This is a genomic window from Roseibium sp. AS2 (assembly GCF_038900065.1).
GTDB lineage: Bacteria > Pseudomonadota > Alphaproteobacteria > Rhizobiales > Stappiaceae > Roseibium.
The window spans coordinates 475,471-500,897 of sequence record NZ_JBBMQN010000004.1 but is presented as its reverse complement, the minus strand read 5'-3'; the positions used below and the strand labels follow the sequence as shown (position 1 = coordinate 500,897).

Here is a 25,427-nt window from a genome sequence, read left to right as displayed (position 1 = left end):
CTGCATTCCCGTCCTGAACTGATTTACGTTCCGAGCGTCTTCCAGACATCGAGTTGCGACCAGTCTTCCAGAAACCCGTAAGGATATGCGGGCAGGCCGGGTGAGGACACTTTCGTCAAGGCTTCCAGTTCAGGCGTTGCCAGAACCAGATCCCTGGCCGCAAGATTGTCGGCCAGTTGCTCCGCGGTGCGCGCGCCCAGCAGGATCGAGGCAACGCCGGGGCGGCTGCCAAGCCAGGCGAGCGCCACATGGGCAGGAGGCCGGCCGTGGTCGGATGCGATGGACCTGAGCGTCTCGAGAACGGCATGCGTCCGGCTGGTGTTGCGCAGGTCATAGGCCTCCACGCCCCGGTCAGGATCCTCTCCCAGCCGGGTCGCTCCGGTTGGCCGCGCGTCAGCGGTATATTTGCCGGTCAGCCAGCCGCCGCCCAAAGGCGACCACGGCGTCAGTGACATTCCCTCCTCCAGGCAGCACGGCAGGACTTCGAGTTCGATCCCCCGGTCCAGTAGATTGTATTGAGGCTGGACGGCCACGGGAACGGGATACCGCTGTGCCCGGGCCGTCGAGACAATTTTCTGAATCTGCCACCCACAGACATTCGACCACGCGATATTATGGATTTTGCCCGCGCTGACGAGGTCGTCCAGCGTGGCCAGGCTCTCGGCGACATCGGTGTGGCGATCCCAGCCGTGAATGAAATAAACATCGATGGCCTCGACCTGCAGCCGCTTGAGGCTGGCATCCACGGATCGCACGATAGCGCGCCGAGAGGCGCCGTGGCTTCCTGGCGGCGGCGCGAACCGTCCCTTGGTCGCAAGAACAAGCTCTCCCATGCCGCCGCGCCGGCGCCCCCATTTGCCGATGATTTCTTCCGAGGTCCCGCCGCCATATACATCGGCGGTATCAAGGAAGGTTCCGCCCTGGTCGACGAAAAGATCGAGCTGCCGGAAAGACTCTTCCTCGTCCGTCTCCGCGCCGAAGGTCATGGTACCGAGCCCCATTCGGGAAACCAGCGGGCCTGCCTGTCCCAAGGCGGTTTTTGCCATGGAGGGACTGCTGTTCTTGGCTTGCGTCATACATGCTCCTGTTTTGACACTGCGGAAGGTTCCGGGCTTGCCTTTAGAAAAGTCCGCAGAAATTTGAGAAACCGCCGCCACAAGGGCTCACCGCCAGACGCGATCGCTTCGACAATTCGAAACAGCACGACGCAACCGGCACCGCCATGCGCCTCCAGAAAGGCGTCTTCATCGCGTCGTGCCTGCGTTTGCCGGGCGTGGGGAAACAGCACTTCGCCCGTTCCCAGGTTCGGGGGAAACTTCATATCCGTCTCCGTCACTTCTCGGGCCGGCGTGCTTCACTCCGTCCTTTTCTCCCGCAGAGGGCTTGCCGGACCACGGCTACGGCACTTGACCTGCCCATAAAATAAAGTCTTTGTCTGAATGACGAAATGAAACTGTTTGAACGGATCTTTTCATGGCTGAAAAGGATTTGGACTGGAGCGATCTGCATCTCTTCCTCGCGGTGGCTCGGGATGGCGGCCTTTCGGCGGCTGCGAAATCGACCCGGCGCAGCCCCGCGACCCTGGGTCGCCGAATGCACGCGCTGGAACGGACGTTGAAGCGCGAATTGTTTATCCGGCACGACCGCGGCTACGAATTGACCGCCGAGGGGCGCGACTTGATGGTGGCGCTCACCGAAATCGAGACCCGCATCCTCAGACTGGCGGCGACGCCGGAACAGACCGAGCGGCCACTGATCAAGATTTCTGCCGGAACGTGGACAACCCTGGCCCTGCTGGAGTGCCTCGATGACATCACGGGCAGGCCGCCGGATATCCGGCTGCGATTCATTTCGGCGGAAAAAACCCTGAACATTCCGCACCGCGAAGTTGTGATCGGTTTCCGCAATCAACGCCCCTCTGGAGAAAACCTCGCGGGCCGAAAACTCATGCAAGTCGAGTTCGCACCTTACGCCCTGCCCGGCGCGCCCGAACGGTGGATCAAGGTGCTGGCGGACACACCCTCTGCGCGATGGCTGGACAGGACCGTCGGGAATGATGCTCTCTGCGAGGTCAATGCGCCGCGCAACAGTCTGGATCTGGCGTTGGCGGGCATGGGCATCGCCCTCCTGCCAACGTTTATCGGCGACGGGCAACAGGCCCTGCAGCGGACCGGAAACACGATACCGGAACTGTCCCACGACCAGTGGCTCGTCACACATCAGGACGATCGCCACCTTCCCGAAGTGAGACGCACCATTGACCGGCTCTGCAACGTGCTGAAAAGACCCGGCCCACCGCGTCCGTGACATCTTTCTGAACCCGCATTTTCGGCCGGGAAGTGACCTTTCCCTGGCTCGATGTCATTTTACGGAAGCACCCTCCGGCTGATCCGTGAGCGTCAAACCGACAAATTGCGCAAGGTGATCCGAATTTCCCTCCGGATCGAGTTGCTCAAACCGGTCAACCCGGATGTCATTGCGGATCAGGAACCAGTCGTTGCGCCACAGTTTCGGCAGCTGTCCTCCGACCCGCCACGTGGCCGGATACACGATCGAGCTGAAGGCGGCGGCGTCCTGGCTCACGGCGAGAAGCTCCCGATTGTCGCCCATTGCCGGGCTGGTATTGAAATCTCCGGCGACGACGAGCGGCAATTGGTTCCGGGAGACATCCGCCGTCAGAGCCGCGAACTCGTCCTTTCGGATGAAATGACGCCGCCTGATTTCGTTGTAGAAATCCCATGAGAACCAGTTTTTCTCGATGATGATCTGGATCGGCATGTGGATGTTGTAGGTGGACAGGACCCGTTCACCGACACGCACATCGACTTTCAACGCGTAAGGTGGCGGCGGCAGCTGCAGGATAGGTGGGTTGTCGGAGCGCACAATGGCGTGTTCCGACACCGGCAGACGGCTCAGTGTCAGCAGGGTTCCCGCCGCGATCGCCTGATATTCGGGAAAGACTTTCGCGACATCCGACAGATCCGTCACCGGGGGCGCGGTATTGCCCACCCGCTGCATATGTTCCTGCAACAGGTAGACATCGGCGTCCAGGGACCGCAGGTACGCCAGCATGGCGTCCTTGTTTCTCGGATCCGTGAGCGTTCCGTCGCGGAGTTGGCCCCAGTAGTCCGTGTTCATCTGAACCACCGAGACCGCGAGGCCGGGCTGTACGGCTTCCGCCCGGGGCGCCAGCACCGAGAAGTTAAGTCCGGTTGATGGCACGGAAACAACAAACGCGGCCAGGGCGACCAGAAAAACGGCACCCCTGTAGGATCGGATGAACACAGTCAGGATCGCGAGAACAAGGGGAACCGCCGCGAACAGGATCGGCGGCGCCACTCCGGGAACAACCCAGAGCCAGAACCTTCCGGTCAGGATCTCATGCGTTATGGCGAATGCGAGCCACAGGACGGACAGGGCAAGGACCGTTTTCGACAAGATCCCGCCGCGGATACGCGTGCCCGGCTTCCTGTGCCATAAGTGTCTCACCCAAGATCCAGCGTTGCGTTCAAACATCCCGATCGCCTCGAATTTGTAATTTTAAAACATGCACTTGGCCAGACCGAGCGCGCCTTGCTTCCAGGGTTCCCGACTCGTGCGACCGGTCTGCCGGCTGGCCGCCTTCGACATGTTCTGCTGCCGCCACCACTGAAACGTCCTCAGGATGGCATGCCTGCTTGAATGTCTCGGACGGAACCCGAGCGTGGTTTCCGCATGACTGGTGCTGACATAGGCATCGCGGCTCAGCTTGTAGATAAGCCGCTTGTAAACTGGCGAGACCCCCGACATTTCCAGAAGGCGCAGCAACCCGATTGCCGGGCCGACTGGCAGCGGGATGACTTTCTTGCCCTTGCCCGCAGCGTCGAGCACAGCCTGGAAATCGTCGTGAAGTGTCGTGAAGTCGGTTGCGGCGACATTGAAATTGTCGTTCACCTGAACGTCCGGCAGGGTCATCGCCGCCACGACCACGTCGACCAGATCGTCGACGTCAAGCAGCTGACTCCGGTAATGGCCGCCTCCGATAAGCGGAAAATTGCGTCCCTCCTCGGCCCACTCGAACAGCATCGAGAAGATGCCAAGCCGATGGGGCCCCAGAAAGGTCTTCGGCCGCAGAATGGGAATGCACATGCCCTTGGCCCGATACGCTTCACAAATCAGCTCCGCGTCGATCTTGGCGCAATTGTACGGATCGACTCGCTCCCGCGGATAGTCTTCCGTTGTCGGCACCACATCGGGCAGTCCATAGACCGCCGAAGAGGATATCTGAAGAACCCGTTCGGTCCCGGCCGCATGGCAGGCATCCATGACGGTCTGGGTGCCGCCGACGGAGATGGACCGGATGTCCTGCGGGCGGTAGCTTGGCAATGCCGCAGCCGCATGGATCACAATGTCCGCACCCGAAATCGCCTGTGCCACAGTCCCTTCATCCCGGATATCGCCAATGATCTGCCTGCAGTTCTCGATTTCCGGCATGGGGGACAGATCCAGGCTGGTGACACGATGCCCCATCGCGACAAGCCGCCTTGTCAGGTTTCGGCCCAGGACACCCGAGCCGCCGGTTAGCGTGACTTCCATCTTCATCTCCTGATCATCGGCATTGGGTCAGAACTGCGCCACAGGGCCTCGCGTTGCGCCGTCATTCCTTGACGGCCATTGCGACAGCGGAACGGGTATCGACCGCCTGGGTTCTCGAAAGGCGGGAAAACAGCGCGGCATACCGCTCGATACAGCTTTGCGCGCTGTAGAGCGCCCGTGCCTTTTCAGCCAGGGATCGCTTTTGCGCGGCAGGAAAGTCGCGCAATTCGCTCAGTGCGGCGGCGATGCCGGAAACATCGCGCGGCCGGGTAAGGATGCCGAATCCGGTCTCCACGACCGGCACGCGCCCGCCCGGCAGATCGGAGCCCACGACCGGCAGCCCGCACATCATCGCTTCGGCCTGGACGATCCCGAACGACTCCGCGACCGAAGTCAGCGCGAAAGTGTCGATCGAGGCATAGAAATCCCGTGTCTCGTCCCGTTTGAGCGCCCCCAGGAAAAGGATGCGCGGATCGCCGTCCACCAGTTCATGGAGCCGTGCGATATTGCTGCCGCCGGCGACGGTGTCGTATTCGCCCCCCAGGAGCAACCGGTCTTCAGGCCGCGCCGTGCGCAGGAATGCCTGGATGAGAAACTCGATGCCCTTGTCGGGCACGATCCGGCCGAGGAAGCCGACGTGGTGCCCGTCCCCGTCGCGGTAGACCGGATAACCGCCGCGCGGGTCCAGACAGGGCGCGGCAATGGACGACCACGGGACCGAATCGATCGACGGCCAAAGCAGCGAATGATGCGCCTGGTCGTCGCTGTTGACCACCACGTGATCACTGCGGCGGAGCGCGATACGTGCCGACAGGTTGACCGCAGCGATCTGTAGCCGGCTGGTTAGCGAGGGCGCCAGCCAAAGGTCGATATGGTAGGTCGAGACAACCGGAATGCGCGGAGCGATGGCCGCGATTGCTCCTGCTTCCAGCATCGGCAGATGCAGATGCAGAGCCTTCGAGCGCGCCGCAATCCGCCGGGCCAGTGTCAGAAAACCCGGGCTGACCGGTCCCCGCCCGACCTTGAAGAGAACCGGTGCCCGGAAGACATGGACACCGCCAATGATTTCTTCCTCGGGGAGCCCCGGCTCGTGCCGGGTCGCCACCACGGCCACTTTCCAGCCCCGCTCCGCCAGCCCCTCGGCCACGACACGGGCAGTCTCCGTCAGGCCCGAAACATAGGGCGCGTAATAGTTCAACAGGACCGCGACGTCGAAGTCTTGCTGCGGCATGGGAGGGTCCTTTCGTTCAGGTGTGAACATTGATCCGGCGTCCCAGCGCTAGGGCGGCGGCCCCGGTTCCGATGACGTCTCCGGCGATGATCAGGGCCCGGCTCAGCAGTGCCAGCATCAGGGCGTCCGCCGGCGCCAACTGCAGGGAAAGGATCGCCAGCAACGCGCCGTCACGGATACCGACCGCCCCGGGCAGCACCGCGAAAACGATGCCGGCGATGGCAGAGAAGCTGTAGGCCGACACAAGGAACACGGCGCCTGCCCCGGTATGCAGACCCAGTGCGGCCAGATGCAGCCCGGTCAGGGTCCAGGCGCCCGCCATGATCGCCACCGTTGCCGCGAAAGGGACCGGAGCGGGAACGCCTATGCGCTCAAGGCTCCGTGGCACCACAGGCCAACGCCGCATCCGGCAGGCAAGCCCCAGCCCAGCCACCGTGGCAAGGACTGCCGGCACACCAAGGACCCAGACATTGATACCGAACAGGGCGGACACCGCGGGCAACCCGATCAGAGCGGCCGCGAGACAGGCAGCCAGCGCCGTGCCCACGAAGACCCGCAGCAGGAGGATGCTTCCGGCATTCTCCGCGCGCAGAAGCCGATGCTGAATCGCGAAAGCCAGCACGCCCCCCGGCGTGTACTTCCCGATCCCTGAACGGAGATAGACCAGAACACCGCGCGCGGCAGGCACGCCGGGCAGTTCCCGGGCCAGGAGCCGTTGCCAGGCCAGTGCGCCCGGCAACAGGCCAACCAGGACCCAAAGCATTGCGCTGCCCAGCGCGCCCGGATCGATTTCGGTGAGGGCCAGGACCAGTTTCTCGCGATGCTGGTTGAAGAAGGCCGCGATCCAGACAAGCGCGACGAGGGTGAGCGCGGACCGGACTACGGTCAGGGCAAGACGGGCATTCAACATGGCATCCTCCTGGGTCGGGGCCGCTGCAATTCTGCCGTAGCCCTCAGTGCGCGGCATGTGCGGTCTGCAGCGCGGTAATCCCGTCGAAAGTCCCGAAACTGTCCAGAAGCGCGGAAGAGCCCAGCACCAGGGCCCAGACCACAAAGGCCACGTGGATGGTCCGGTCGGAAAGGAGCAGGCGTGTGGGATTGCCTGTCCCGGTCCCGGCAAAGGCAAGCAGAAGATAGCGTTTGAAGAGATAGACCGCGAATGGCAGACTGATGAAGAACAGCACGCGCTGGTCCAGCGCATCGAAGAACTGGATCATGGTGGCCAGGCCCGTACCGAGACAGGCAACTGCCGCGACCAGAAGATACGCATCCAGAAGTGGCTCGGAATAGTGCCTCAGCACCGGCCGGTGATCCGCGGAAGTCTTGACGCGGCGCAGCTCGTCCCGCCGTTTGCCCACAGTCAGAAGCAGGCTCCCCGACAGCACAGTCGCGATCACCCAGGGGTCGGGAACAACACCGAAGGCCACATAGCCTGATACTGTCCGCAAGGCGAAGCCGGCGGGAACAATCAGCATCTCGACGATCGGTACGTGCTTCAGCCAGAAACTGTAGCTCAGATTGCACAGCAGGTAGAGGACAACGATCACCGTCAGGAGGGCCGGGAGAACAATCGCCAGCAGGGTCAGAGCCGTCAGCAGCCCGGCCAGCATCCACAGGGCCGCCTGCGGTGTCACCACGCCCGAAGCGAGCGGCCGGTTGCGCTTGCTTGGATGCGCCCGGTCCCGTTCTATGTCCGAGAGATCGTTGACGACATACACTGCGGCCGAGGCAAGGCTGAACATCGTGATCGTCCCTGCCAGGACAAGCAGGCCGGGACCTGTTGCATCGCCGATCATCAGCACGGGACCGATCGGGATCGCGATCAGCGACTTGCTCCAGTGCGAGGGGCGCAGGAGTGAAACATGCTGCCAGAGGCGCCGCACCTGTTGATCGGAGGAAGGGCGGGCAAGGCCAATCTCGTGTGTCATATCAACCGACTCCGGTTATTGGTGACGAAAGATGCAAAAGTCCGTTCACCGCGGCGATGCCGGCGATGGTGTATGAAGTCATCCTGAGTTGAGCTTTCCGACCGGATGTCGGGTCTCGGCGTATCGCGTGCCGATTGCGCTTTTGTCCGTACCCTAGTTCAGCAACAGGGCCTCGAAGGTCTGCCCGCGGGCCTGGTCATACGGGTAGTTCAGGTAGATTTCGATGGGGCCCAGGCGGGGCGGCTTGGCCGTCTCCTCAAAGCGCGCTTCCTCAAGGAGGCTGTAGCAACCCTCAAAACAGCCGTAGATCCCGGTAACGCCCTGTGCCTTGACCGCATAGTAAAGATCTTCGGGAATGAAATACTGCTTGTAGTCGTCGAGGTTGGACGGCACCGCCTCCGGCGCCTCCTTGAAACAGGTTACCTTGACTACGCTATCTTGCTCATTTTCGTAACGCGCCGCGAATTTGCCCGTATCCAAACCGCATTCACGGATCTGCATTGCGAATTCGGTTACAAAATCGGCAACGCTTTTCTTGTCGACGACAGCTTCTGTTCCCAGTGCCCAGTAACCGCCATGACGCAGTTTCCGAACCTGCTTTTCCTGACATGCAAAATACGTTTCCAGCTTCTGTAGCGCGTCGTGAGTGCTTGCGACGGAGGCATGCAGCAGATCTCTTATCGCGTCCACTTCCTTCAGGGGCGCCGCCGGGCCCGGACGCAGAATCTCCTCGATTTGCGCGATCGGGACGCCGGCCTGACGCAGCGATTTGATCAGGATGGCTGACTCCACATCTTCCTGGCGGTAGACCGCTTGCCGTTTCGCATTCAGTCCCTGGACCAGCAGCCCTTTTTCCTCGTAGATGCGCAGGGCTTTTCGCGTAAGGCCTGCTTGCAACTGCAATTCCGATCTGGTCAGCATGTTCTTGCCCATCGTGAATTCGAAGACCTACTTCTAGTAAATGCTGCATAGCACAATTACTATTTCAAGTTGAACCGGCCCCAAGGGCCAATGCAAGTGACTCAATACAATTTTTTTGGCCAAAAAAACGCCATTTTCCTGCGGTCAAGCCACGAAGCATTTGATTTAAAAGAAAAAAATCCGTCAGAAAGCCTGTCTTGAAACCTTCTCCAATTGCCCTGACAACGAAAAAAAGGCCGCCCGGGGGCAGCCTTTTTCTTTTCGCACAGCACAATAAGTCTACACGACACCTGCCCTGGAGAACGGCAAACTCGTGATCCAGTCGCCCTTCGCAGCGGCGATCGCGTTGGCGACGGCCGGGCCGATCGGGGGTGTGCCGGGCTCGCCGATGCCGGTCGGTGCTTCGTTCGAGGCGACGATATGCACCTCGACTTCCGGCATGTCGGACATCCTGAGCGGCTCGTAGGTGTCGAAGTTGGTTTCCTCGACCACGCCGTCGACCAGGCTCACCTGGTTGCGCAGGATCGCCCCGAGACCGTAACCGATGCCGCCCTCAACCTGGGCCCGGATGTTGTCCGGGTTGATCGGCGTTCCGCAATCGACCGCCGCCACGACTTTCTCCACCTTGACGGTGTCGTCATCGCGCAGGGAGATTTCGGCCACTTCGGCGACATAGGATCCGAAGGACTTGTGCACGGCAACGCCCCGGAACCGGCCGTCCGGCACAGGCGTGTCCCAGCCGGCCTTTTCTGCCGCCAGTTTCAGCACGGCCACCTTGCGCGGATCGTCCCGGATCATTTCCAGGCGATAGGCGACCGGGTCCTTGCCGGCTTCCTTCGCCAGCCGGTCGATCATGGTTTCCATGACATAGGCCGTGTGCGTGTGTCCGACAGAGCGCCACCACAGAACCGGAACCTTGGTTTCCTGGTAGGCCAGATCCATGTTCATCAGCGGGAAGGCGTAGGATGTATCATGCGCGCCCTCGGTCATGCTGTGATCGACACCATCCTTCATGAGCGCAGCCTCGAACGCCGTGCCCTTGACGATCGATTTTGCCGCGATGTTGTACTTGAACGCGGTGACACCGCCCGCCGCATCGAGGCCGACCCGGATCCGGTGCGCCGACATCGGCCGGTAATACCCGCCCGCCATGTCGTCTTCGCGGGCCCAGACGACCTTCACCGGCGCGGGCGCCATTCCGGCCGCCTGCATCGCCTTGGCCAGCGTCGCGATTTCGGCAACGGGATGGGCATCGGCCTGGGCCCGCCTGCCGAACGACCCGCCTGCCCAGAGCGTGTTGATCCGGACCTTCTCGAACGGGATGCCGAGCACGGTCGCCGCCACGTTGTGGTCGATGGTCTGGATCTGGGATCCGAACCAGAACTCCGCATTCTCGCCGTCGAACATCAGCGCGATGTCGAGCGGCTCCATGGCGCCATGGGCCAGGAAGGGAAATTCGTAATCCGCCTCGATCACCCTGGCAGAGGCCTCCAGGGCCGCGTCGACGTCGCCATCCTCGCGGACCTTAACACCGGGTTTCCCGGTCATGTCCTTCAGTTCGGCGAGCATGGCATCGCTGGACCGGGTTTCGGCCTCGCTGTCATCCCATTCGATTTCGAGCAGGGACCGGCCCTTGATCGCCGGCCAGGTGCTCTCGGCGAGCACCGCGACCCCGTTCGGGATTTCCAGAACGTCGACCACACCGGAGACTTTCTTCGCCTCCGCCGCGTCGAATGATTTGACCTTGCCGCCGAAGCGGGGGGACCGTGCGACGGTTGCCACCAGGAGACCATCCCGCTGGAAATCCATGGTGTAGGTGTTCGGCGCACCGACCGACTTGTTCTTCACGTCGAGGCGCGGGAACGACTTGCCGATGTAGACCCACTGATCCGGCGTTTTCAGAACCGGTTCGGCCGGAACCTCTTCACCGGCAGCAAGGCCTGCCAGGTCGCCCAGCGTCGCCGACGCGCCGGACCCATGCGAGACAACACCGCCGGAAACAGTGATTTCGGACGCCGGGACACCCCAGTCCTTTGCGGCGGCGGCCACGATCATGGCCTTGGCCGCAGCGCCTGCCTGACGGTACTGCATGAAGGAGTTGGCCATGGCGGTGGAGCCGCCCGTGCCCTGAACGCCGAACAGCGTGTTGGCGTAGACTTGCGGATTGGATGGGGCGAACTCGACCCTGACCTGATCGTGTGCGGCGTCGAGTTCGTCGGCGACAAGTGTCGCCAGACCCGAGGCCGTGCCCTGGCCCTTGTCGAGATGTTTGGAGAGCACCACGACCGTGTTGTCCGGACGGATATGCACGAACGGCTGGATGAATTCACCCTCGGCTGCGGCCTTGGCGGAGCGCGGCAGGTTCAGTGCCAGGACGAGACCCCCAATGGTGCCCGCGGACACCTTGAGGAAGGTCCGCCGGCTCGGGCGAGCGGCCTCGAGAGGTTTTTGCAGGAGATGCAACATGGATCAGCCCTCCATCTTGTCGGCAGCAAGGTGGATCGCCTTGCGGATACGGGCATAGGTGGCACAGCGGCAGACATTGCCGTCCATGGCCGCGTCGATGTCTTCGTCCGTCGGCTTCGGCGTCTCCGCCAGAAGCGCGGTCGCGGCCATGATCTGGCCGGACTGGCAATAGCCGCACTGCGGCACTTCCAGCTCGGTCCATGCGGTCTGGACCGCGTCGGCCGCCTTGGTGCTGATCCCCTCGATGGTGGTGATCTCGGCACCTTCCAGGTCTCCGACCATCGTCTGGCAGGATCGGATCGGGTCGCCGTCCCAATGCACGGTGCAAGCACCGCAAGCGGCGATGCCGCAGCCGAATTTGGTTCCGGTCAATCCCAGTTCGTCACGCAGCGCCCACAGGAGCGGGCTTTCGGGGTCGGCGTCGAGCGTACGCGGTTCCCCGTTGATTTTAAGTGATACAGACATCAGGAGACGTCCCTTTTGGCTGGTCTGGTCTGGCTAAAGGAAGTAAACTACACCGTGCAGTGTAGTCATTGACTGCGCGTCTGTAAACGCCCTGGTTTACATAGGGCGCGATTTTTGGGATGAAAGGGGCGGGGGCTCTGCCAATGGGCAGAAATGCAACGGGGTGTCTATGAGCTGAGAATGTCAGTATCCGATCAGAAAAAGAAACAGATCGTCCAGGCTGCAATCGCCGAATTTCAGGACAAGGGATTTGCCGGTGCGAGCATGGACCGCATTTCCGAGCGTGCCCAGGTATCGAAACGGACCGTCTATAACCATTTCGAAAGCAAGGACGTCCTGTTCAAGGCCATCAGCCAGTGCCTGGCCGATCAGGTCAATTCCGCGCTGGAGCTGCAATACGATCCGGCTCTGCCGATCCGGGACGCTTTGGTCCGCCTGGGGTGGGCCGAGGGCGAATTGCTGACCAATCCGTGTTTCATGAGCCTTGCCCGCATGGTCATGGGTGAAACCATCCGGGACCCGGAGCTGGCGGCGGACATGAACAGCCGCATGACCAAGCTTGCCGTGTTCACGCAATTCGTGGAACGGGCAATCCGGGAAGGCAAGCTGACCGCCGAGGACCCCGGGGTCGCCGCCTCCCAGTTTCTCGGTCTGATCAAGGCGCGCGCCTTCTTTCCCAACATCCATGCCGGCCGTGTGCCCGAGCGTCAGGAAATCGGCAAGATCATCGAGGAAAGTGTCGACATGTTCCTGGCCAGATATGGTGTGGTCGACGCAGAGGCGGCCATATGAGTCAGGCCTCTTGCCTGTCAATCCCGTGCTAGCCTGGATCTGCGCCGCGTCCGGGATGAACAACCTTCTCAGAACTCACATTTAGGTCACGAAAAGTGCATGCGCGAGGGGCAGGGCGTTCGCGTAGTCTCTTTCTGATATCGCCGGCCGCCGACGGCCAGAGTCTCAGTCAGCCTGTCAGCCGGCCTCCTCGACCGGCTTTGCCAGAAGTTCGCCCCAGCGGGTGCGCTCTGCCATCTGCTGGCGGGTCTTTTCGGAAATCAGGCCCTTGACGTTGTCCGGCATCCAGCCGCCGCCGAGTCCCTTGTAGACCGCGATCAGACTGGTCAGCACACTGGCCTGCGCCGCGATCAGGCGTTCCTCGGCCACGAGCAGGCTTTTCTGGGCATCGACCACGCGATTGTAGGACGCCGTACCGTCCTCATATTGCGCATCGACCTCTGAAACTGCAGCGTGCGCAGCACGCAGGCTGCGGCGCAGATAGACCGCCTGCTGCTTGGCACGGAGGAACCCGGTCAGCGCGTTCTCGACTTCCGAATAGGCGGAAAGCACGGTGTTTTCGTAACTCAGCAAGGCTTCCTGGAACTTGGCGTCCTGCACCCGTACATTGTTGCGGATCCGGCCGTAATTCAGGAAATTCCACGAAAATCCCGGATTGATGAAGCCGGCCGTGGTGCCGTTGTCGAACAGATTGGCAAAATCGTCCGCACGGACGCCGATGGCTCCGGAAATGGAAAAGGCCGGAAACAGGTCCGCCTTGGCCACACCTATCTGCGCCGACTGGGCGGCAGCCAAATATTCGGCGTAGCGGATGTCGGGCCTCCGGCGCAACATGTCTGCCGGCACGCCCACGGCGACCTCGGCCGGCACACCGGGAAACCGGGCCCTCCCGCCGAGGCGTGTCTTCATGCCGCCGGGAGCTTCGCTTACGAGAACACTGAGCGCATTATAGGCCTGTGCCAGCTCCGCCTCGTAGCCGGGAATGCTGGCCAGCGTGTTGTTGTAGAGAACGGTTGCCTCGTTGACGTCGAGGCGGGTCGCCACGCCGTTGTCCAGACGCAGTTTCGTCAGATCGAGCGATGTCTTCTGCAGGCCCGCGTTGCGGCGCGCGGCGGCGATCAGCTGCTGCAGCTCACGCACTGTGACATAAGTCGCGGCGATATCCCCGGTCAGCGTCACCAGTGCGTCGTCGTAAGAGGCAAGACTGGCCTTCAGATTGGCGTCCGCCGACTGAACGTCCCGGCGGATCTTGCCCCAGACATCGATTTCCCAGCCGGCATCGAAACCCGCATCGACCCTGGTGATGTGATCGTTGACCAGACCGACCCGCTCCAGATCGCGGATGAACGGATCCTTGGCACTGAACCGGATGCTCTTCGCTCCGCCCTTGATCTCCTGCACCTGGGGAAACAGCTCTCCCCTGGCAATGCCGAGCTGCGCCCGCGCCTGATAGACGCGCACGCCCGCGGCCTGCAACCCGACATTCTGCCGGTAGGCTTCGGCAATCAGGCTGTTGAGCGTCTCGTCCCCGAAGACATGCCACCAGGGCACTGAATGGGCGCTGCGGCTGGTGAAACCGGTGCGGCTGTCGACAGGCAGGTTGGCACCCTTGCCCCAGTTGTCGAGGATCGGCGCGTCGGGCCGCTCGAAGTCCGGCCCTACCATGCATCCACCGACCAACAGCATGCCTGCCAATGCCGGCAAACACCCCAAATGCCGCAAACGCCCCCAATGCCGCAAACGCCCCATGCCCGCTGCTTTCCTAAACATCAAACGGCACGATGAAATTGACCCATGCGTAGAGCCGCATGTTGACCCGCCTCAGCACGGCGACCCAGTCCCCGCCGCCGCCGGTATAGATCGCGGCCGCACCGTGGGCACCCGCCGGGTAGCGTTTCAGCGCCGGATCCTCATCCAGATCGATCTCGACTGCGAACCGGCCCTGCGGGCTCATGAAAAGGAACTCCGGCACACGTCCATGGGGCACGATTTGGCCTTGGCCCGTGCCTTCCCAGATTGACTTGACCTTGCCGGCGAAAATCTGGCCTGGATAGATATCCAGCGCCACTTCCACTGGTTGGCCGGGTTCGACGAATTTCAGGTGTTCCTGATAGAACGTTGCCAGGAAATAGGGATCTGCATCGGCGACGAAGGCCGCGATCGCGCCGATGCGGAAGCCGCCGACCACCAGGCCCGGCCGCGCCTGCTGGCTGATGATCACACCGTCCTCGGGCGCAAGAATGGTGGTTTGGTCGACGTAGTATCGCGCCTGGTCAACCTGCGCCTGAGCCGACGCGACCTCAGCATTGACGCCATCATACTGCGCATCGGCAGCCAGTTGCGCCTTTTTCAGGTCGGCCTCGGCCTCGGCGACCTGCGCATTGGCCGATGTCTGCTGGGAGGTCCATTTATCAAGCGTTTCCTGCTTCGCCCCGCCACGCGGTACCAGATCCGTATACCGATTGACCTGGTCGGTCGCGTATTGCGCGTTGGCCTGCGCCTCCTGAAGCGCCTCCTGAGCCAGAACGATGTCCTGCTGAAGGATGAGCGCGTTCTGGCGGGCGCTCGCCAGATTGGCCTCGGCTTCCTTGAGCTGGGCTTCATAAAGCGTCTTGTCGAACAGATAGAGCTTGTCGCCTTTTTTCACCTTCTGATTCTGCGCAACGAAAACCTCTTCCAGCACGGTCGGATGCGGCAGACGCGGCGCGATCTGGATCGTCTGGCGGATGACATGGCCGTCGATCGTGTAGGGCGTATAGAAGCGCATGAACACGACCAGCAGGAACAGGACATGAAAGCCCACCCAGAAGGAGACCACACCCCAGGCGATGTTGAACTTGAGCCAGCGAAATTTATAGAACACCAGCCACATGAAGATGGCATAAGCGCCGAGGATCAGAAGCGCGACGGTCACGCCGAAGCTCCGTCCCTGGTATCCGAAGGAAGTACATTGCCTGCCTCGACCTCCGACGGCATCGCCCGCGCGGAGCCCGCTTCCAGCGTCTCGCCGGTTTTCAATCGTTCGCTCGAACCGGCCTTTCCGGCACCGCCATCAGGCAACTCGCGGATATCTACAGTCAGGGAGTCGTGATAGGCCCAGATCAACGCGTGGATCCAGGGAAACACGGTGAACAGACCGATCCACCCGCCGAGCTTGACCGATTCCGCATGCGGATGGTTGCGCTTTTCCGCCATCTTGCCCGGCAAGCCGCCGAGCGTGACGATCACATAAAAAAACCCGATCACGACGGCCAGGAAAATCACGAATGTAAGATAGTCGTAGGTATCGAGTTCAAAATCAATCAGGCCCATGCCGCCTCCCGTGTCGCAAAGTCCTTCATAGACTGTTCGTCAACACCCTCAATCGCTCCGCCGATAATTGCAAGGTGTCAAGTTGCTGTCTGGCTCCAACCGGGTGTTGCGGTCAGGCGACAGGCTCCCTGACCATTTCTCCCTCCCGGGGGCTTGCGCCGTGCCTAGAACCGGCTAAATTGCGGCAAATTTTCAACATCGCGGCACGCCGCATACAACCAACAAACTGGACCTTCCCGACAATGGCGTATGGTGACATCAAGAAAGTCGTGCTGGCTTATTCCGGCGGCCTCGACACTTCGATCATTTTGAAATGGCTGCAGACCGAACTGGGCTGCGAGGTTGTGACCTTCACCGCGGATCTCGGTCAGGGCGAAGAGCTGGAACCGGCGCGCAAGAAGGCCGAGATGCTCGGTATCAAGCAGATCTATGTCGACGACCTGCGCGAGGAATTCATCCGCGACTTCGTCTTTCCAATGTTCCGCGCCAATGCCGTCTATGAAGGTGTCTACCTGCTTGGCACCTCCATCGCCCGACCGCTCATTTCCAAGCGCCTGATCGAGATCGCCAAGGAAACCGGCGCCGACGCCATCGCGCATGGCGCCACCGGCAAGGGCAACGATCAGGTCCGCTTCGAACTGGCCGCCTACGCGCTCAACCCTGACATCAAGGTGATCGCACCCTGGAGGGACTGGAGTTTCAAGTCGCGCACCGATCTGGTCGATTTTGCCGAAAAACACCAGATCCCGGTTCCCAAGGACAAGCTCGGCGAAGCGCCCTTCTCCGTTGATGCCAACATGCTGCACTCCTCCTCCGAAGGCAAAGTGCTGGAAGATCCGGCCGAGGAAGCACCCGCCTATGTCTACCAGCGCACGGTCGATCCGACCGAGGCGCCCGACGTCGTCACCGAAATCGAGATCGGCTTCGAAAAGGGCGACGCGGTCTCGCTCAACGGCGAGAAGATGTCTCCGGCGACCCTCTTTGCCAAACTCAACGATTATGGCCGCGACAACGGCATCGGTCGTCTCGACCTGGTCGAAAACCGCTTCGTCGGCATGAAGAGCCGCGGCATCTACGAGACCCCGGGCGGCACGATCCTGCTGACTGCGCACCGGGGCATGGAATCCATCACGCTTGACCGCGGCGCGTCCCACCTCAAGGACGAACTGATGCCGCGCTACGCGGAGCTGATCTACAACGGTTTCTGGTTCTCACCCGAACGCGAGATGCTGCAGGCCCTGATCGACAAGAGCCAGGAGCACGTCACCGGGACGGTCACCTTGAAGCTCTACAAGGGCAACGTCATCCTGACCGGCCGCGCTTCGCCCTATTCGCTCTATTCGGAAGAACTGGTGACTTTCGAGGACGACCAGGGCGCCTATGACCAGAAGGACGCGGCCGGGTTCATCAAGCTGAACGCCCTGCGCCTGCGCACGCTGGCCAAGCGCGACCGGCTCGGCTGACGGTGCCGGCATGAGGGGAGCGGCTGCAGCGGTGTTCGAAAAGGACCTCGCGGCCGCCGGCTTCCTGTGCCTTGGCGGCTTTGCCCCCGGTGTCGGCGACAGCGTTCCCGCTCTTGCCGGCGGCGACCGGCCGAATACGCTGCTGCTGGTCGGCAGCACCGGACCCTCGATCTGGCCTGTCCTCACAAAAAGCCCGGAATGGGCGGATGGTGCCGCCGACCCGCTCGACCGCTACACGGCACGGGTTCTCGGCGCCCTCGCGCAGTCACACGGGTTCGAGGCTCTCTTTCCGTTCGAGGGGCCGCCCTACCATCCCTTTCAGCAATGGGCGGCGGCCTGCGGCGGTTTTTCCCCAAGCCCCATGGGTGTTCTCGCCCATCGTGACTTCGGTCCCTGGGCCGGCTTCCGGGCCGCGTTCCTGACAGCGGGAACCCTGGATGCGCCGCGTGGCGCCGACGGGTCCGGCCCCTGCGAGACCTGCGCGGACAAACCCTGCCTGGCCGCCTGCCCTGCAAACGCACTGTCGCTGTCCGAAGGTTACGACGTTCCACGATGCCGGGACCATCTGTCGCAGAGCCGCGCGTTCGACTGCTGGTCGGGATGTCTGGCCCGCCGCGCCTGTCCCTATGGCACGCCCCATCGCCAGGATCCGGCGAGCGCACGGTTTCACATGGAAAGTTTCATCGGGCTGTAGAGACATCGCGAACCGGGCACCGGCATGCGCCGGCCCCTGTTCGACAGTGTCTCACACAGGCAATTCTCCGGGCCTTTCATGCGGCGTGCGATACCGGCCGCACGCGCTTTCCTGCCGCGAAAACGTGGCGGCCGCATGGGCCAGGACGGCAACGGCGATCGCTGGAATGAGGCTCGAGAAATAGAAGGCCGCGCCGGCGTCATAGACGTTCAGGACATCATGCACCACGGGAGCGATCCACAGCAGCCCGGCAAGTGCCTGCAGCGACAGCGGCCATGCCGGAGCCAGCTTGAGCATCAGGAGCAGCGCCATCGCATACATCAGCCAGTCGTAGAACAGGAAAGACGGCGCTGCCACGCTCATCGCGAGCAGGGAAAGCGGGGCTGCCGCTTCCCTTCGCCAATGACGGGCGACAACCCAGACCACCACGCCGGACACAACGATACAAATGATCTGCGCGATCATCTTGAGGTCGGCACCGGCACCGATCTTGCCCATCGACTGGCCGAAGGTGACCATCATGTTGTGCGAGATCTGGAACTGGATCGAATGCACCCCGCCGGTCATCGACGCGAAAAAGGCCTGCCAGACCGAAACGCCGTAAACACCGATGGACAGGGCGACCAGCACGAGGGTTCCGCAGGCCGCCACGCCGAAGGCCCGCCAGTCCCGCATTGCCAGCAGATAGACCGGGACCAGAAGTCCGTATTGCGGCTTGATCGTCAGGACGCAGAGCGCAAGACCGCTGAGCACGGGTTTCTGCCGGCTGAAAAGCAGCGCGAACAACAACAGAAACGTTGTGATCGGAGACAGTTGCAGCAATTGCAGCGAATAGAGTGTGCCGGCCGAAAACGCCACGAACACATACGGCCAGAATCCGGCCTGCAACCGGATCAGCCGGACGGAAAGAAACAGGCAGAGGACGCTGAGGCCGAGAACAAGGCCCCGCGCGGCCGGATAGGGCGTCTTTGCGAGCAACTCGTAAAACAGCAGGGCATGGGGAGGGTTGAGGAACAACAGGGACTGATTGTCCCCGGAAAGGCCTTCGACGAACCGGCGGTAGTCGTAGACCTCGGCCGCCCTGCCCTCGGCCGCCATCTGGCCGCCGCGATAGAACGCGGCAAAGTCTTCATGCTGGGCAACGGCCGGGCTGTCGCCGAATTCCAGCAAACCGATGTCGGATCTGATCCAGGTTGCGGCCAGGAACAAGGAAGTGGCCACCAGCATGGCAACAAAAAGAGGCCCGCCGAACCGGTTGTTCAGCTCGTCGGACTGCAGCATCTTGAGATAGAATTGCCTGATCCCGTTCATGAAAACTCCCGCGAATCCTGGCCGAAGACTGACCTGAATCCGTTTCAATAACGTGAAGGCCGGGGCAATCCGGAGCCCCCCTCCGCGTCTGGCGAGGGCTTTGGCGCATCCTTTGACGTCCTGTCCCGGGCTCTGCCAGAAAGCCTAGCCGTCCAGCCTCACCACACCCTCCTGGTCCGGACAGGTTTCCAGCGCTTCGGCGGCGGTGCGTCCGTCGGCCAGCGGGGCGTCCGGCCAGATTTCGGCCAGCGGGATCAACACGAAGGCCCGATCGCCCATGCGCGGATGCGGGATCTCCAGATCGGCTTCCGCGATCCGTTCCATGCCGTAGATCAGGACATCGATATCGATCGTCCGCGGGCCCCAGCGCTCGTCGCGCACACGGCCAAGTTCGAGCTCGATGGCGAGGCAGCGCTTCAGGAGATCGCGCGGGCTCAGCACCGTGTCGACCACAACGCAGATATTGCGGAAATCATCCTGCTTCACCGGCCCCCAGGGCGGTGTCCTGTAGTCCGACGAGCGGGCCACAAGCGTCACGCCTTCGGTCTGCTCCAGCCGGCGGACAGCCTCGTCCAGGTTGAACCTCGGATCGCCGAGATTGGAGCCCAGCCCGAGGGCAGAGCGGGTCGGCGCATTGCGTTTCGTTTCTGGTACGGTCATTCAGGTCGGGTTCCGCTCAAGCAGGGTTGCTTCCAGCATACGCACACAATCGGCATGCGGACCCACGTCATGAGCGCGCACGATCGACGCCCCCTTGAGCATCGCGGTCATGTGGACCGCCATGGATCCGTAAAGCCGGTCCGCCGTCTCCGCCTGAAGCACCGCACCGATCATGCGTTTGCGCGACGCGCCGGCAAGCAGCGGCAGGCCGTGTTTCTTCAGTGTCTCGAACCGGTTCAGAACAATGAAGTTCTGGTCGATGGTCTTGCCGAAGCCGAAGCCGGGGTCGAGAATCTGCTTGTCCTTCGCAATGCCTGCCCTCTCGGCAAGCTGCATCGAGGTCTCGAAGAACCGGTCGATGTCCGCCAGGATGTCGAGCCCGGCGTCGGCTTGCGGGCGGTTGTGCATCATCACCACGTGGACACCGGCCTCGGCTACCGTGTCGGCCATGGCGGGATCCTTCTGCAGTCCCCAGACATCATTGACGATGACGGCGCCTGCCGCACACGCGCGCCGGGCAATCTCCGCCTTGTAGGTATCGATGGACACCGGTGTTCCAAGGGCAATGACTTTGTCCAGGATCGGGTCGAGACGCGACCATTCCACATCGAGAGACACCGGGTCGGACCCCGGCCGGGTGCTTTCCCCGCCGACATCCAGAATGTCGGCCCCTTGCGCGATCATCGCTTTGGCATGAGCAATCGCGGTCTCCGCAACCGCATGACGCCCACCGTCGGAAAAGGAGTCCGGGGTGACGTTCAGGATGCCCATCACGTGGGGGCGGTCTGTCGGCAGACGGTAGGCAGCGGCTTTCGCCATGGCGCGGTTCCTTGATCACGGCAGCCCCTGATGCCCGCTCCCTTGGAACGGGTCAAGCACCGTCGGACCGGCGGCCTCCATTATCCCGGCTCGTCACCTCCGGCTCATCCCCTAATGCGCGGCGGCCGATTGCGGGACCTGGCTTTTGAAAAACAGACTGCAGGCTATTCCGATAATCGGCATCGCCGGAAGAATCACGGCAAGTCCGAGGACGGGATCATGCAGGGCCGCGACAATCAGGCTTGCAACGATACCGCCGCCGAACTGCAGAAATCCGACCAGGGACGACGCCGCGCCGGCGATATCGGGAAACGGCGCCATGGAGTCGGTGAAACTGGCCGGCAGCACCAGTGCCAGGCCGAAGGCAAACAGGGCGACCGGCGCCATCACGGTGATGATGGTCGGTTGCTGGGTCAGGTTCAGCCAGCACATCAGCACCGAGGCGGCAACCCAGATCGCCATGCCGTAAGGCACCAGCCTGTGCGCTTCCACGACCCTGAGCAGACGGCCGGTCACGATGGTGCCCGAGATGAAGGCCACGGACTGGATGATCATGCTCATGCCGAATTCGGAGGGCGACAGCCCGACCTCATAGATCAGCACGAACGGCAGAACGGTCGCCAGCGCATAGAGTGTTCCCAGTCCGAACCCGATCAGGAGGCTCGGCCCCAGAAAACGGGGATCCTTGAGAAGCGTCAGGTAGTTGGTGGCAAGACGGCCGGGCTTGAGGTGGTGTTTGCCGGGATTTGGATTGGTCTCCACCTGGAAGACGACAACCGCTATCATCAGCAGGGCGCCGTAGATCACCATACACCAGAAGACTTCCTGCCAGCCGAACAGCTCCAGCACGACACCGCCGATGGTCGGCGAGATCGCCGGTCCCAGCGCCAGCATCATGGCAATGGCGTTCATGATCCTTGACGAGGCCTGGCCGGTGAACTGGTCCCGGACAATCGCGCGGGAAACGGCGATACCGATGGCCGCGCCGACACCTTGAAGCGCGCGCGCGCCGATCATGAATTCCACCGTCGGTGCAAAGGTCGCCAGCACGCTGGAGATCAGGTAAAGCGTCAGAAAGGCCAGCGTGACCGGCTTGCGCCCGAGCGCATCGGTGATCGGGCCGCTGATCAGCTGGGCCAGGGCAAAGCCGGCGAAATAGGCGGTCAGGGTCAGCTTGACCGCTGAATCGCTGGTGCCGAAGGCCTCGACAAGCGCGGGCATGGCTGGCGTGTAAAGCGCCATTGAAATGGGGCCGATCGCGACAAGACCGGCGCCCAGAAGCGACGTACGCCGTGCGCTCATGATCGTGCTGTCGGAGGTCATTTCTGCTTTCCCTTTGAAACCTCGGGCAGCAGGCTGTCCTTCATCGTCTGCAGCAGGGTTTCCAGGACCTTGCGGTTGTCCTCCGGGATGTCTTCCAGCGCCTGCGACCGCACTTCGCCCAGGGCGGTCCCGATCCTTTCAAGCACCGGATCGGCCAGCGGCGTCAGGGCAATCAGCTTGGCCCGCTTGTCGTTCGGATCGGGGCAGCGCCGGATCAGTCCGGCTTTTTCCAGCGTGTCGAGATACCCGACCAGGGTCATCGGCTCGACATACATCAATTCAGCCAGAATGGCCTGTCTGTGGCCCGGATTACGCCAGACATAGAACAGCGTGCGCGCTTCTCCGGCCGTCAGTCCCGTGTCGACCCTGGACAACTCCGCTTCGAAGCGCCGCCGGAGCAACCGTGCCAGATCGACAACCAGCATGGTGACAGCAACATTGGGATAGGCAACGCTCATCAGAGCTCCAATTTAGTAAGGTTTCCTTACGGATAAAACGCGGCGGGATGCGAAGTCAATGCGCAGTTATCGCATTGCATTGCACAAATGCCGCGCTCCAAGTATAAAGGCGCCAAATTCGGCGATTTGCCGTTCCATCGATCAAAAACGTCCAGACAAGGTGCGGGCCCGCGAAGGGCCCCGCTGTCTTTTGGAGCTTCCCTTATGAACCTTCGTAATATTGCCATTATCGCGCATGTTGACCATGGCAAAACGACCCTCATCGACGTTCTTTTGAAACAGTCAGGCGCCTTCCGGGACAATCAGCGCACCGAAGAGCGCATGATGGATTCCAATGACATCGAGCGCGAGCGCGGGATCACCATCCTCGCCAAGGTGACATCGCTCGTCTGGAAGGACACGCGAATCAACATCGTCGACACGCCCGGCCACGCCGATTTCGGCGGTGAGGTGGAGCGTATCCTGCACATGGTCGATGGCGTCATCCTGCTTGTCGACGCCGCCGAAGGCCCGATGCCGCAGACCAAGTTCGTGCTCGGCAAGGCGCTGAAGCTCGGCCTGAAGCCGATCGTCGCGATCAACAAGATCGACAAGCCCGAGCAGCGCGCCGAGGAAGTCCTCGACGAGGTGTTCGACCTGTTCGCAGCCCTCGATGCCAACGAGGACCAGCTCGATTTCCCGGTTCTGTACGGTTCCGCCAAACAGGAATGGATGGCGCTTGAGCCGGACGGACCGCAGGACAACATGGACCCGCTGTTCGACATGGTTCTGGACCGGATCGCCGAGCCGGAAGCCGAGCCGGGTGATTTCCGCGTGCTGGCGACCACCATTCAGTCCGATCCGTTCCTCGGCCGCATCCTGACCGGCCGCATCGTTTCAGGCACCGCCGTGCCCAACATGCCCGTCAAGGCCCTGGCCCGCGACGGCAGCGTCGTCGAGACCGGCCGCATTTCCAAGGTCCTCGCCTTCCGCGGCCTGGAGCGCCAGCCGATCGAGCAGGGCGAAGCCGGAGACATCGTCTCCATCGCCGGCCTGACCAAGGCCACCGTCGCCGACACGCTCTGCGCACCCTCCATCAACGAACCGCTGCAGGCCCAGCCGATCGACCCGCCGACCCTGTCCATGACCTTCCGCGTCAACGACAGCCCGCTGGCCGGCACGGAAGGCGCCAAGGTGCAGTCGCGTGTCATCCGCGAGCGCCTGATGAAGGAAGCCGAGGGCAACGTTGCCCTGAAGGTGGAAGAAACAGACGAGCCGGACGCCTTCGTCGTCGCCGGTCGCGGCGAATTGTTGCTGGCGATCCTGATCGAGAACATGCGCCGCGAAGGCTTTGAACTCGGTGTCGGCCGTCCGCGCGTCGTTTTTCAGTATGACGATGCCGGCAACCGGCTGGAGCCGGTCGAGGAAGTCATCATCGACGTCGACGAGGAACATTCCGGCGCGGTCGTGCAGAAGTTGCAGGAACGCAAGGCCGATCTTCTGGAGATGAAACCCTCCGGCGGCGACCGCACCCGCCTCGTCTTCCATGCACCGACCCGGGGCCTCATCGGCTACCAGGCCGAGCTCATGTCCGACACCCGCGGCACCGCGATCTTCAACCGCCTGTTCCATGGCTACGAGCCCTACAAGGGTCCGATCCAGGGCCGTCACACCGGCGTGCTTCTGTCCAATGGCACCGGCGAAGCCGTCGCATACGCCCTGTTCAACCTGGAAGACCGCGGCCCGATGATGATCGACCCGGGCACCAAGGTCTATCCGGGCATGATCGTCGGCGAGCACACGCGCGGCAACGACCTGGAAGTCAACGTGCTGAAGGGCAAGCAGCTCACCAACATCCGCTCCGCAGGCAAGGACGATGCGGTCAAGCTGACCACACCGAAGAAGCTGACCCTGGAAGCAGCGCTTTCCTACATCTCCGATGATGAGCTGGTGGAAGTGACCCCGGTGTCCATCCGCCTGCGCAAGGCCATGCTCGACCCGCATGAGCGCAAGCGCGCCGAACGCACGGCCAACAAGGCCACCGCCTGACGGGAACTTCAGAGCCCCGGCACCTTGCCGGGGCCCGGCACCGCCGCGCCCGGAAGAACGGCCGCGTTGAATGGCCCGTTTGATCTGAACCAGTTGACCGGTTTCTGCATTCGGAAATCCGGCGAGTTGCGTGAAGTGACCACAAGAAGAGAAAAAACGCCCGGCGCTGCATGCGCCGGGCGTTTTTCGTTCCTGCCGGCGTTACCTGATGGCAAGGATATCGTAGTTGTGAACGTTTGCGACGACACCCTCGTCCCAGCCGCCTTCAACGAGATCGACGGCCTTTTTTTTCAGCAAACCAGCGACCTGACCGGAAAAATGGGCTTCGCGACCGGAATTGTCTGCGAAAATGTCGAAGATCGCGAAACGTGTCTCGTCGATCCGCAACGCCACCCAGAACAGGGTTTTCTTCTCGGTTTCAGCGACGACCGGCCCGGCTGAGCGCAGCAGTTCCGCGAGGTGTTCAGCCTGGCCCGGCGCCGCCTCAAGCGCGATATAGGTCGCGGTTGCCGCGCTGTAGAGATCGACCGGCGCCTTTGCCGACAGCACCTCCGAAGTCTTGATATTGGCAACCACGCCGTCGTCCCAGCCGCCTTGTACCAGGGCCTCGGCACTGGTGTTCAGAGCACCGGCCACCGCGCCGGAGAAATGGGCGTCCCGCGCCGCCTTGTCGACAAAGACGTCAAAGATGGCAAGCGTGTCATCGGCACGCAGAGCGAACCAGAGTTCGGTGCCGGGCTCGGTCTCTTTCACCACAGGCGCCGCTCCGGTCAGGAATTCGGCCAGGGCCTCCGACTGGCCGTCAGCGGCCTGCATTTCGATATAGCTTGCCGTGTAGTCGTTCATGACGGTCTCCTGTGCGGCACCCGGTGCCGCGGTGGCGAGAAAGGCGAAAGCGGACAGCATCGGAACAAATTGCATTCTCATGGGTCATCTCCGGATTTGGGTTGCATCGATTTCAAGTCCTGATGTCACCTTGTC

The 25,427-nt window shown here is 62.1% G+C and carries 23 protein-coding genes; 5 read left to right on the top strand and 18 right to left on the bottom strand.

The annotated features are described in order from the left end of the window. Nucleotides 1-23: 23 nt before the first annotated feature. Nucleotides 24-1,076 (bottom strand): aldo/keto reductase, encoded by a 1,053-nt coding sequence (locus WNZ15_RS14375; protein WP_342893672.1) that lies wholly within the window; start codon nt 1,074-1,076, stop codon nt 24-26. Nucleotides 1,077-1,473: 397 nt separating this feature from the next. Between WNZ15_RS14375 and WNZ15_RS14370 the strand changes: the two genes are divergently transcribed. Next, nucleotides 1,474-2,307 (top strand): LysR family transcriptional regulator, encoded by an 834-nt coding sequence (locus tag WNZ15_RS14370; RefSeq protein ID WP_342893671.1) that lies wholly within the window; start codon nt 1,474-1,476, stop codon nt 2,305-2,307. 54 nt (nt 2,308-2,361) lie between these two features. On the opposite strand, the gene WNZ15_RS14365 is transcribed toward WNZ15_RS14370, so the two are convergent. From WNZ15_RS14365 to WNZ15_RS14330, 8 genes are all read right to left on the bottom strand, one after another. After that, the gene (locus WNZ15_RS14365) at nt 2,362-3,438 is read right to left on the bottom strand and encodes an endonuclease/exonuclease/phosphatase family protein (protein ID WP_342893670.1); all 1,077 of its coding nucleotides are present in this window, start codon (nt 3,436-3,438) and stop codon (nt 2,362-2,364) included. A 102-nt stretch (nt 3,439-3,540) separates the two neighbouring features. Then, nucleotides 3,541-4,575, bottom strand: coding sequence for an NAD-dependent epimerase/dehydratase family protein (locus WNZ15_RS14360; RefSeq protein ID WP_342893669.1), 1,035 nt, complete (start codon nt 4,573-4,575; stop codon nt 3,541-3,543). Nucleotides 4,576-4,636: 61 nt separating this feature from the next. Then, nucleotides 4,637-5,806, bottom strand: coding sequence for a glycosyltransferase family 4 protein (locus WNZ15_RS14355; RefSeq protein ID WP_342893668.1), 1,170 nt, complete (start codon nt 5,804-5,806; stop codon nt 4,637-4,639). Between the two features lie 16 nt (nt 5,807-5,822). Next, complete coding sequence (locus WNZ15_RS14350) at nt 5,823-6,716, bottom strand: hypothetical protein (RefSeq protein WP_342893667.1); 894 nt, start codon at nt 6,714-6,716, stop codon at nt 5,823-5,825. A 43-nt stretch (nt 6,717-6,759) separates the two neighbouring features. Beyond that, the gene (locus tag WNZ15_RS14345) at nt 6,760-7,734 is read right to left on the bottom strand and encodes a UbiA prenyltransferase family protein (RefSeq protein WP_342893666.1); all 975 of its coding nucleotides are present in this window, start codon (nt 7,732-7,734) and stop codon (nt 6,760-6,762) included. A 153-nt stretch (nt 7,735-7,887) separates the two neighbouring features. Beyond that, nucleotides 7,888-8,667 (bottom strand): MerR family transcriptional regulator, encoded by a 780-nt coding sequence (locus tag WNZ15_RS14340; RefSeq protein WP_342893665.1) that lies wholly within the window; start codon nt 8,665-8,667, stop codon nt 7,888-7,890. 267 nt (nt 8,668-8,934) lie between these two features. Then, the gene (locus tag WNZ15_RS14335) at nt 8,935-11,121 is read right to left on the bottom strand and encodes a molybdopterin cofactor-binding domain-containing protein (RefSeq protein ID WP_342893664.1); all 2,187 of its coding nucleotides are present in this window, start codon (nt 11,119-11,121) and stop codon (nt 8,935-8,937) included. A 3-nt stretch (nt 11,122-11,124) separates the two neighbouring features. Next, the gene (locus WNZ15_RS14330; protein WP_342893663.1) at nt 11,125-11,586 is read right to left on the bottom strand and encodes a (2Fe-2S)-binding protein; all 462 of its coding nucleotides are present in this window, start codon (nt 11,584-11,586) and stop codon (nt 11,125-11,127) included. Between the two features lie 180 nt (nt 11,587-11,766). Here WNZ15_RS14330 and WNZ15_RS14325 point away from each other — a divergent pair, with 180 nt between their 5' ends. Then, complete coding sequence (locus tag WNZ15_RS14325) at nt 11,767-12,378, top strand: TetR/AcrR family transcriptional regulator (RefSeq protein ID WP_342893662.1); 612 nt, start codon at nt 11,767-11,769, stop codon at nt 12,376-12,378. A gap of 177 nt (nt 12,379-12,555) precedes the next feature. On the opposite strand, the gene WNZ15_RS14320 is transcribed toward WNZ15_RS14325, so the two are convergent. From WNZ15_RS14320 to WNZ15_RS14310, 3 genes are all read right to left on the bottom strand, one after another. Further along, the gene (locus WNZ15_RS14320; RefSeq protein ID WP_342893661.1) at nt 12,556-14,064 is read right to left on the bottom strand and encodes an efflux transporter outer membrane subunit; all 1,509 of its coding nucleotides are present in this window, start codon (nt 14,062-14,064) and stop codon (nt 12,556-12,558) included. Nucleotides 14,065-14,140: 76 nt separating this feature from the next. After that, nucleotides 14,141-15,292, bottom strand: a complete 1,152-nt coding sequence (locus tag WNZ15_RS14315) for an HlyD family secretion protein (RefSeq protein WP_342893660.1) — start codon at nt 15,290-15,292, stop codon at nt 14,141-14,143. After that, on the bottom strand, nt 15,289-15,690 hold the full coding sequence (locus WNZ15_RS14310) for a DUF3302 domain-containing protein (RefSeq protein WP_342893659.1): 402 nt from the start codon (nt 15,688-15,690) through the stop codon (nt 15,289-15,291). Before WNZ15_RS14310 ends, WNZ15_RS14315 begins: the two co-directional genes overlap by 4 nt. Before the next feature lie 242 nt (nt 15,691-15,932). Here WNZ15_RS14310 and WNZ15_RS14305 point away from each other — a divergent pair, with 242 nt between their 5' ends. Both WNZ15_RS14305 and WNZ15_RS14300 read left to right on the top strand, forming a co-directional pair. After that, nucleotides 15,933-17,153 carry an argininosuccinate synthase gene (locus WNZ15_RS14305; RefSeq protein ID WP_342893658.1) on the top strand — a complete coding sequence of 407 codons (1,221 nt, stop codon included), beginning with the start codon at nt 15,933-15,935 and terminating at the stop codon, nt 17,151-17,153. A 10-nt stretch (nt 17,154-17,163) separates the two neighbouring features. After that, nucleotides 17,164-17,847 carry a hypothetical protein gene (locus WNZ15_RS14300; protein ID WP_342893657.1) on the top strand — a complete coding sequence of 228 codons (684 nt, stop codon included), beginning with the start codon at nt 17,164-17,166 and terminating at the stop codon, nt 17,845-17,847. Between the two features lie 51 nt (nt 17,848-17,898). Here WNZ15_RS14300 and WNZ15_RS14295 read toward each other — a convergent pair whose 3' ends face one another. The 5 genes from WNZ15_RS14295 to WNZ15_RS14275 all read right to left on the bottom strand — a co-directional run bounded on the left by WNZ15_RS14295 (nt 17,899) and on the right by WNZ15_RS14275 (nt 22,418). Further along, the gene (locus tag WNZ15_RS14295) at nt 17,899-19,158 is read right to left on the bottom strand and encodes a glycosyltransferase family 87 protein (RefSeq protein ID WP_342893656.1); all 1,260 of its coding nucleotides are present in this window, start codon (nt 19,156-19,158) and stop codon (nt 17,899-17,901) included. A gap of 144 nt (nt 19,159-19,302) precedes the next feature. Further along, complete coding sequence (gene folK, locus WNZ15_RS14290; protein WP_342893655.1) at nt 19,303-19,818, bottom strand: 2-amino-4-hydroxy-6-hydroxymethyldihydropteridine diphosphokinase; 516 nt, start codon at nt 19,816-19,818, stop codon at nt 19,303-19,305. Beyond that, nucleotides 19,819-20,637 carry a dihydropteroate synthase gene (gene folP, locus WNZ15_RS14285; RefSeq protein WP_342893654.1) on the bottom strand — a complete coding sequence of 273 codons (819 nt, stop codon included), beginning with the start codon at nt 20,635-20,637 and terminating at the stop codon, nt 19,819-19,821. Nucleotides 20,638-20,748: 111 nt separating this feature from the next. After that, on the bottom strand, nt 20,749-21,960 hold the full coding sequence (locus tag WNZ15_RS14280) for a multidrug effflux MFS transporter (protein ID WP_342893653.1): 1,212 nt from the start codon (nt 21,958-21,960) through the stop codon (nt 20,749-20,751). Then, nucleotides 21,957-22,418 carry a MarR family winged helix-turn-helix transcriptional regulator gene (locus WNZ15_RS14275; protein WP_342893652.1) on the bottom strand — a complete coding sequence of 154 codons (462 nt, stop codon included), beginning with the start codon at nt 22,416-22,418 and terminating at the stop codon, nt 21,957-21,959. Before WNZ15_RS14275 ends, WNZ15_RS14280 begins: the two co-directional genes overlap by 4 nt. 204 nt (nt 22,419-22,622) lie before the next feature. Between WNZ15_RS14275 and typA the strand changes: the two genes are divergently transcribed. Continuing rightward, complete coding sequence (gene typA, locus WNZ15_RS14270) at nt 22,623-24,446, top strand: translational GTPase TypA (protein WP_342893651.1); 1,824 nt, start codon at nt 22,623-22,625, stop codon at nt 24,444-24,446. Between the two features lie 201 nt (nt 24,447-24,647). On the opposite strand, the gene WNZ15_RS14265 is transcribed toward typA, so the two are convergent. Continuing rightward, nucleotides 24,648-25,373 carry a hypothetical protein gene (locus WNZ15_RS14265; protein ID WP_342893650.1) on the bottom strand — a complete coding sequence of 242 codons (726 nt, stop codon included), beginning with the start codon at nt 25,371-25,373 and terminating at the stop codon, nt 24,648-24,650. Nucleotides 25,374-25,427: the final 54 nt, after the last annotated feature.